Annotated in this window: 6 protein-coding genes; 1 reads left to right on the forward strand and 5 read right to left on the reverse strand. The window is 74.2% G+C overall.

From position 1 onward, the window contains the following. From JWR81_RS00155 to JWR81_RS00175, 5 genes are all read right to left on the reverse strand, one after another. The coding region (locus JWR81_RS00155; protein ID WP_297644998.1) for a glycosyltransferase family 39 protein at window positions 1–1364 on the reverse strand (1364 nt) is incomplete at its 3' end. After that, the gene (locus JWR81_RS00160) at window positions 1361–2632 is read right to left on the reverse strand and encodes a bifunctional glycosyltransferase family 2/GtrA family protein (RefSeq protein ID WP_297645001.1); all 1272 of its coding nucleotides are present in this window, start codon (window positions 2630–2632) and stop codon (window positions 1361–1363) included. The genes JWR81_RS00155 and JWR81_RS00160, both read right to left, overlap by 4 nt. A gap of 89 nt (window positions 2633–2721) precedes the next feature. Then, window positions 2722–4773 (reverse strand): glycosyltransferase family 39 protein, encoded by a 2052-nt coding sequence (locus tag JWR81_RS00165; protein WP_297645007.1) that lies wholly within the window; start codon window positions 4771–4773, stop codon window positions 2722–2724. 109 nt (window positions 4774–4882) lie between these two features. Further along, window positions 4883–6397, reverse strand: coding sequence for a sensor histidine kinase (locus JWR81_RS00170; protein ID WP_367278711.1), 1515 nt, complete (start codon window positions 6395–6397; stop codon window positions 4883–4885). Beyond that, the gene (locus tag JWR81_RS00175; protein ID WP_297645014.1) at window positions 6398–7120 is read right to left on the reverse strand and encodes a response regulator transcription factor; all 723 of its coding nucleotides are present in this window, start codon (window positions 7118–7120) and stop codon (window positions 6398–6400) included. A gap of 211 nt (window positions 7121–7331) precedes the next feature. Between JWR81_RS00175 and JWR81_RS00180 the strand changes: the two genes are divergently transcribed. After that, window positions 7332–7978, forward strand: a 647-nt coding sequence (locus JWR81_RS00180) for a DUF2461 family protein (RefSeq protein ID WP_297645004.1), incomplete at its 3' end; no start/stop codon positions are given.

Genomic DNA, 7978 nt, shown 5'->3' on the forward strand with positions numbered 1-7978 from the left:
GCGACCACCGCGAGCACCACGACCACCCACCGCAGCCACGGCAGGAACGTCGCGGAACGTCCGAGCAGCACCCAGGCCCACGCCGCGGTGCCGGCGACGACCACGGCCAGCGCGGCGCGTCCGGGCCAGGTGGCGCGGTGCTTCCACAGCTCGTGCCCGCCGACGCCCACGAGCGCCGCGATCCCAGGGGCCAGCGCCACCGTGTAGTAGGAGTGGAAGATCCCCTCGGCGAAGCTGAAGACCAGCCCCGTCACGAGCACCCAGCCGCCCCAGAGGATCAGCGACGCACGCACGGGGTCGGTGCGAGGGGCGCGGCGCGTCAGCCACAGGCCGGCTACCAGCAGCGCGAGCGCGGCCGGGAGCAGCCAGGCCACCTGGCCGCCGATGTCGGCGCTGAACATCCGTCCGATGCCCACGTCGCCGCCGCCGAACGCAGCCCCGATACCGCTGGGGACGCCGCCCCCGCTGGGCGTGCCGCCACCACCCGGGGCGCCCCCTCCACCGCCCGCACCGCCGAACCCGCCGAAGAGCCGGCTCAGGCCGTTGTAGCCGAAGGCCAGCTGCAGCAGGCTGTTGCCGACCGATCCGCCGATGTAGGGGCGGCTGTCGGCGGGCCACAGCTCCGTCAGCACGACGTACCAGCCTGCGGAGACCACGATCGCGGCGCCCGCGTAGAGCAGCTGGCGGATACGGTGCCAGGCACCGGTGGGCGCCGCGACGAGGTAGGCCAGCGCCAGCGCCGGGACCGGGATGAGCCCTTGGCCCATCTTCGTCAGGAACGCGAACCCGATGAGCACGCCGGCGAGGACCAGCCAGCGCGTCCGCGCCTGCTCGATGGCCCGGGCCGTGGCGTACGCCGCGGCCACGATGAGCAGCACCAGCAGCGCGTCGGGGTTGTTGAACTTGAACATCAGCACGGCGACCGGCGTCAGCGCCATCGCGGCGCCGGCGAGCAGACCCGCCCGCGGCCCGGAGACGCGCCGAACGGTCGCGTAGATCAGCGCCACCGTCGCGACACCCATCAGGGCCTCGGGGACGAGCATGCTCCAGGAGTTGAAGCCGAAGATCCGGCCCGACAGTGCCATCACCCAGATCGAGGCGGGCGGCTTGTCGACCGTGATGATGTTGCCGGTGTCGAGCGACCCGAAGAGCAGCGCCTCCCAGTTCTTCGTGCCCGCCTGCACGGCCGCCGCGTAGAAGCTGTTGGCGAACCCGGACGCGCCGAGGTTCCACAGGTAGATCACGGCCGTGCCGAGCAGCAGCACGGCCAGCGCGCCCCGCTCGCCCCGCGACCGCGGCGGTGATGCGGGCGGCGGCTCCGTCGGGACCGCAGGGCGGTCCGTCGGGGTGAGCGTTGCGGTCATGCCGAGATCTCCTGCTGGCTGGGGGAACGACGGGCGCGGAAGATCCACGCCCGGAAGGCGACGAAGCGCAGCACGGTGGACAGGGCGTTGGCTGCGACGAGCACGACCATCTCGACGAGCTGGCTCGCGTGGGGCCACCAGACGCCGAGCGCCGCGAGCGCACCGCTGGTCAGGGCCAGGCCGAGCCCGAAGACCATGAGACCCTGGAACTGGTGGGCGGCGGCCCCTTCGCGGCCGCGCACGCCGAAGGTCAGGCGGCGGTTCGCGGCGGTGTTGGCCACGGCGGTGATGACGAGCCCCACGAGGTTCGCGCCGAACGCGCCCATCGAGCCGCGCAGCAGTGCGTAGATCAGCAGGTAGGCCAGGGTGCTGGCCACGCCGATCGCGGCGAACCGCACGATCTGGCCGGGCATCCCCTTCGGCACACCGGCCACCTCGTTCTCGGCGGGACGGATGTCGTCGCGGCCGAGCTGGGCACGGAGCTCGTGCAGGGGGAGTGCGCCGGTGGCGAGCGCGCGGCCCAGCCGGGCGACGCCCTTGAGGTCGGCGATCGCGGTGGCGACGATGTCGACGCTGCTGTCGGGGTCGTCCACCCAGTCGACGGGCACCTCGTGGATGCGCAGGCCGGCACGCTCGGCCAGCACGAGCAGTTCGGTGTCGAAGAACCAGCCCGTGTCCTTCACGAGCGGCAGGAGCCGGCGGGCGACGTCGGCGCGGATGGCCTTGAAGCCGCACTGCGCGTCGGAGAAGCGGGCGTGCAGGGTGCCGCGCAGGATGAGGTTGTAGCTGCGGGAGATGAACTCGCGCTTGGCGCCACGCACCACCCGCGACCCCGGGCTGAGCCGGGTGCCGATCGCGAGGTCGGAGTGTCCGGTGATCAGCGGGGCCACGAGCGGCAGCAGTGCGGCCAGGTCCGTGGACAGGTCCACGTCGCAGTAGGCCAGCACCTTCGCGTCGGACGCCGACCAGGCCGCGCGCAGCGCCCGGCCTCGGCCCTTCTGCGCCATCCGCAGCGAGGTGACGGCCTGCAGCTCGCCGGCGAGCGCCGCCGCGATCTGCGGGGTGCCGTCGGTGCTCGCGTTGTCGGCGATGGTGATCCGGAACGGGTAGGGGAAGTGGTCGGTGAGGTGGGCGTGCAACCGCCGGACCGACGTCTCGAGGTCGCGTTCCTCGTTGTAGACGGGGACGACCACGTCCAGGAGGGGGCCGGGCCGACGGTCCGTCCCGCTGCTCGGATCCGCCTGTGTCGGGGCGGTGACGACGCTCATGCACAGCACGATCTCCGCGCGCGCTGTCGGGGCGTTGTGATGCTCCTGTGCGCGAGCTGTGTGTCCGCCCCGTTCGGGTGTGACGGTCCTCATGACACGGCCGCGGAGAGGTCGTAGAGCGTGGTGCCGCCGACCGTAGTCGCGGTGAAGGTGCTCTGCACCCACTGCGCGATCTCCTGGGCGTCGTCGCTGCCGCCGCTGGCCGTCCCACCGGGCCCGGTGCCGCCGACGAACCAGTGCACCTCGTGCTGGGCGACCATCTGCTGGAACTGCGCCGGCGTGGGCGCCGGGTCGGTGCCGTTGAAGCCTCCGAGCGCCATCACGGGCAGCTGGGTGGCGAGCTGGTACCCGGCGGCGCTGTTGGAACCGACCGCGGCCGCGGCCCAGGTGTAGTCGGCGGCGTCCTGCTGGAGAGCGGCGACGACCGCGGCGTCCGGCGTGGGGCTGCCGAGGAGCGACCCGACGCCGCCCATGCCGCCGCGTCCGCCGAACCCGCCCCGACCACCACCGAACGCCATGGGACCGCCGGCGTTCCCCGCCTGACCGCCGGTGCCCGCGCCCTGCGGAGCGGTGCCCTGACCGGCACGGCCCGTGCCGAACCCGGCGCCCGGCGGACCCTGACCCCGGAACTGGCCGCCCCCGAACTGGCCGCCGCCGAACTGTCCGCCCCCGAACTGGCCGCCCCCGAACTGGCCGCGGCCTCCGCCGGCACCGCCGCCCGGTCCGAACATGCCGGCTCCCTCGGGCCCGGCCGACGGGATCGCGCCGGTGTGCGGCGTGGCAGCGGTGGCGAGTGAGTAACCGGCGGGCCCGGCGAGCCCGGCCACGACCGCCACGACGGCCACACCGACCGCCAGCGCCCGCGGTGCCCGGTGCACGCCCAGCAGGCCCAGTGCGGCGACGAGGCCGGTCGCGAGCACCGCCCAGGCCAGCCACGGGTGCCACTCCGGGGTGCGGCGGAGCAGGACGAACGCCCAGCCCGCCGTCAGCGCGGTCAGCGCGGCCATGACGATCCGCGCCGCGACCGACGCGCGGTCGCGCCAGAGCACCACCGCCCCGATCCCGACGAGCGCGGCGATCGGCGGGGCCAGCGCCACGAGGTAGTAGGGGTGGAAGATGCCGGCCATGAGGCTGAACGTCAGCCAGGTGACCACCAGCCACCCACCCCACATGATCACGGCCGCGCGGAGGCGGTCGGTGCGGGCCGCGCGCCGCGTCCACCACAGGAGCACCACCGTCAGCAGCAGCGCGGTGGGCAGCAGCCACGAGCTCTGCCCACCGAACTCCGCGTTGAAGAGCCGCGTGATACCGGTCGAGCCCCAGCTGCCGGTGGTGCCCGCACCGCCCGTGCCGCCGCCGACGCTGCCGACCTCGTCACCGGTCAGGCGGCCGAACCCGTTGTAACCCAGGATCAGCTCGAGGACGCTGTTCGTCTGCGAACCGCCGATGAACGGCCGGTCGGCGGCGGGCCAGAGCTCCACGACGAGCACCCACCAGCCGGCGCTGACCACGAGCGTGACCGTCGCGGTCGCCAGGGTCCGCAACCGCTTCCCGATCCCGCCGGGCGCCACCGCGAGCCAGACCAGCGCGAGCGCGGGCAGCACGAGGAACGCCTGCAGCATCTTGGTGAGGAAGCCGAAGCCGACGAGCGTCGCGGCCAGCACCAGCCACCGCGTCCGTCCGGCCTCGACCGCTCGCAGCGTCGCGTAGGCGGCGCCGATGAGCAGCAGGACGAGCAGGGCGTCGGGGTTGTTGAAGCGGAACATCAGCACCGCGACGGGGGTCAGCGCGAGCGTCGCTCCGGCCAGCAGCCCCGCCGCGGTGCCGGCGGTCCGGCGCACGGTGGCGTAGAGCAGCCCGACGGACGCGACGCCCATCAGCGCCTGCGGCACCAGGACGCTCCAGCTCGACAGCCCGAAGATCCGCACCGACAGCCCGCTGACCCACAGGGCCGCAGGGGTCTTGTCGACGGTGATGAGGTTCGCGGCGTCCGAGGAGCCGAAGAACCACGCCTTCCAGCTCGCCCCGCCCGCCTGCGCGGCCGCGGCGTAGAACGCGTTCGCCCACCCCGAGGCCGAGAGGTCCCACAGGTAGAGGACGGCGGTCACGGCCAGCAGGGCGCCGAGGAGGCCGCGCCGCACCCCGGGCCGCAGGGCCGGGCCGGGCGGGGGAGCGGCCTGCGTCGGATCGACGGGCGGGCGCGAGAGCGTCGTGGTCACGTGGCCCGAGAGTGGCCACGTCCGCTATGTCCTACCGGTGCCCCACCTGTGCGTCACCTGTGAGCCCCGGGGTCCGGGCGCGGATCGGGCGGCGGAGGGGGGCGGTGGTCGCACCGTTGGGGACGGTGCCCGCCGTGGGGAGCAGCACGGCGAACTCGGTGCGGCCGGGCCTGCTCGTGACCTCCACCGAGCCCCGGTGGGCGGCCACCACGGCGTCGACGATGGCCAGCCCGAGACCGGTGCTGCCGTTCTCCCGCGACCGCGACGACGAGCCGCGTGCGAACCTCTCGAACACGTGCGACAGCAGGTCGGGCGGGATGCCCGGGCCGTCGTCGAGCACCGACAGCCGAGCGCTGCCGCGGACGGACGCGAGCGTCACCGTCACCGACGTGCCGGGCGGGGTGTGCGTGCGCGCGTTGGCCAGCAGGTTGGCCAGCACCTGGGCGAGCCGGGAGGCGTCGCCGGGCACCGTCACGGGCTCGTCGGGCAGGGTGAGCAGCCAGCGGTGGTCGGGGCCGGCCGCGTGGGCGTCGCTGACGGCGTCGAGGACGAGCCGGGTGAGGTCGACCTCGCCGCGCTCCAGCGGGCGTCCGGCGTCGAGGCGGGCGAGCAGCAGCAGGTCCTCGACGAGGGTGGTCATGCGCTCGGCCTGCGACGAGATACGTGTCAGGGAGTAGGCGGTCTCCTCCGGCGACGCGGAGCGGCGGGTCAGCTCGGCGTAGCCACGGATGGCTGCGAGCGGCGTGCGCAGCTCGTGGCTGGCGTCGGCGATGAACTGGCGCAGCTGCGTCTCGCTGTCCTGGCGGGCCTCGAGCGCGGAGCCGACGTGGTCGAGCATGCGGTTGAGGGCAGCGCCCACCTGCCCGACCTCGGTTCGCGGGTCGGCGTAGGGGACGCGTTCGGTGAGGTCGACCTCGCCGCTGTCCAGCTTCAGGTCGCTCACCCGGGTGGCGGTGACGGCCACGCGTTCCAGCGGGCGCAGCTCGCGGCGGACGAGCACGACGCCGGCGAGCCCGGCGATGATCAGCGTCGCGGCGGCCACGATCACCTCGGTGGTGATGACGTTGGTGAGGGTGGCCTCGGCCCCGCTCTCCGGCAGGCCCGTGACGAGGACCGTGCCGTCGGACCGGGCCGTGGCGATGAGCCGGTAGTCGCCCAGCTGGGGCCCGAGGTCGGCGCTGACGGGCGAGTCGCCCGGCGTCACCGCGAGCAGGGCCGGGTAGCCGCCCGGCGACACCGTGGTCGTGCCGCCCTCGCGCGCGAACACCTTGGTGCCGACGACCGCTCCGTTGCTGATCAGGGCGATCAGCGACTCGGGAGGCCGTGGGCCGCTCCCGCCGCCCGACGTCCCGCCGGGCGGGGGCAGCGACGGAGGCGCCTCGAAGCGGCCGAAGACCTGGCTCGACTGGCGCAGGTCGTGGTCGAGCTGGGCGTAGAGGAAGCGGTGCAGGATGATCGCCGTGACCAGCCCGATCACCACCGACGCCGCCGCGAGCAGCAGCAGCATGGTGGCGACCAGGCGGGTCCGCAGCGAGTGGGAGCGCACCTAGTCGGCCCCGGGCTTCAGGACGTAGCCCGCCCCGCGCACTGTGTGGATCATCGGTGCCCGGCCGGCGTCGATCTTCTTGCGCAGGTAGGAGACGTAGAGCTCGACGACGTTGGACTGCCCGCCGAAGTCGTAGTTCCACACGCGGTCGAGGATCTGAGCCTTCGACAGCACCCGCTTGGGGTTGCGCATGAGGAAGCGCAGCAGCTCGAACTCGGTGGCCGTCAGCTCGACGACGTCGTCGCCGCGGCGGACCTCGTGGCTGTCCTCGTCGAGCAGGAGGTCGCCGACCACGAGCTCCGAGCCCTGGCGGCTCGCGGACATGCCGGAGCGGCGCAGCAGCCCGCGCAGCCGGGCGACGAGCTCCTCGAGGCTGAACGGCTTGGTGACGTAGTCGTCGCCGCCCGCGGTGAGGCCCGCGACCCGGTCCTCGACGGCGTCGCGCGCGGTCAGGAACAGCACGGGCACGTCGGGGGTGTCGGACCGCATCCGGCGCAGGACCTCGAGGCCGTCGAAGTCGGGGAGCATGACGTCGAGCACGACGGCGTCGGGCCGGAAGTCGCGCGCGGTGCGGACGGCGGAGCCGCCGTCGGCCGCGGTGCGGACCTCCCAGCCCTCGTAGCGCAGGGCCATCGAGAGCAGGTCGGACAGGCTCGATTCGTCGTCGACGACGAGCACCCGGATGGCACTGCCGTCGGGCCGCCGGAGCGCCCGTTCACTCATCGTGCTCCCTTGCTCGCCCGCGTCACCGTGCTGCGCGGCGCCTGCCTGCACCCACTCCGCTGTCGACATGGTAGCCAGCGTCACGCCTGCGGCTGTGGTCCTGATGGGGGGTCCCTGTGCGCGGGCTGTGTATCGGAATCCTCCGATCCCGTGGAACCTCGCGCGTCCGGGATCCGTCCAAGCCCGCACACACCGAGCGAGGAGGACGTCCATGGAGATCACGTTCGAGGGCTGGCCCGCCGAGGCGCCCGCGCTGCTGGAGCAGTTGGCCGCCGACAACACCCCCGAGTTCTGGACCGCGCACCGCCATCGGTTCGAGGCCGGGGTGCGCGGGCCGATGCAGGCGCTGGCCCGGGCCCTGGAACCCGGGTTCGGGACGGCGCGCGTGTTCCGGCCGCAGGTCAACCGGCGCTTCCGGCCCGACGCCCCGCCCTACCGCACCGACACGGGCTGCCTCGCCCGCAGCGCCGGTGGCTGCGTGCTCGGCGTGGTCCTCTCGTCGTCGGCGCTGACGGTGTCGGCGGGCCACCGGGCCTTCGACGGCCCGCAGCTGCGCCGGTACCGCGCGGCTGTCGGCGGGGAGGCGGGCGCGGAGCTCGGCACGATCCTCGACGCGCTGGACGGCTGGGCCGTCGAGGAGCCGCGGATGCCGGCCGGACGCCCCCGGGGGTATGCCGCCGACCACCCGCGCCTCGGCCTGCTGCGCCACCGCGGCCTGCAGGTGGGGCGTGGCTGGGAGCTGGGGTGCTGGCTGCAGACCGCCGCGCCGCTGGAGCGCGTGCGGGAGGCCTGGCTGGCGGCGGGCCCGCTGGTCGGCTGGCTGGACGAGCACGTCGGGCCGGCCGATCCGGTGCCACC

Origin of the sequence: Pseudonocardia sp. (assembly GCF_025965585.1) — a bacterium.
In the GTDB taxonomy this organism is placed as follows: domain Bacteria; phylum Actinomycetota; class Actinomycetes; order Mycobacteriales; family Pseudonocardiaceae; genus Pseudonocardia.

Bases quoted from the DNA above. Each gene is read 5' to 3' on its own strand.
- JWR81_RS00160 (WP_297645001.1), bottom strand. From the start codon at position 2,632: ATGAGCGTCGTCACCGCCCCGACACAGGCGGATCCGAGCAGCGGGACG.
- JWR81_RS00175 (WP_297645014.1), bottom strand. From the start codon at position 7,120: ATGAGTGAACGGGCGCTCCGGCGGCCCGACGGCAGTGCCATCCGGGTG.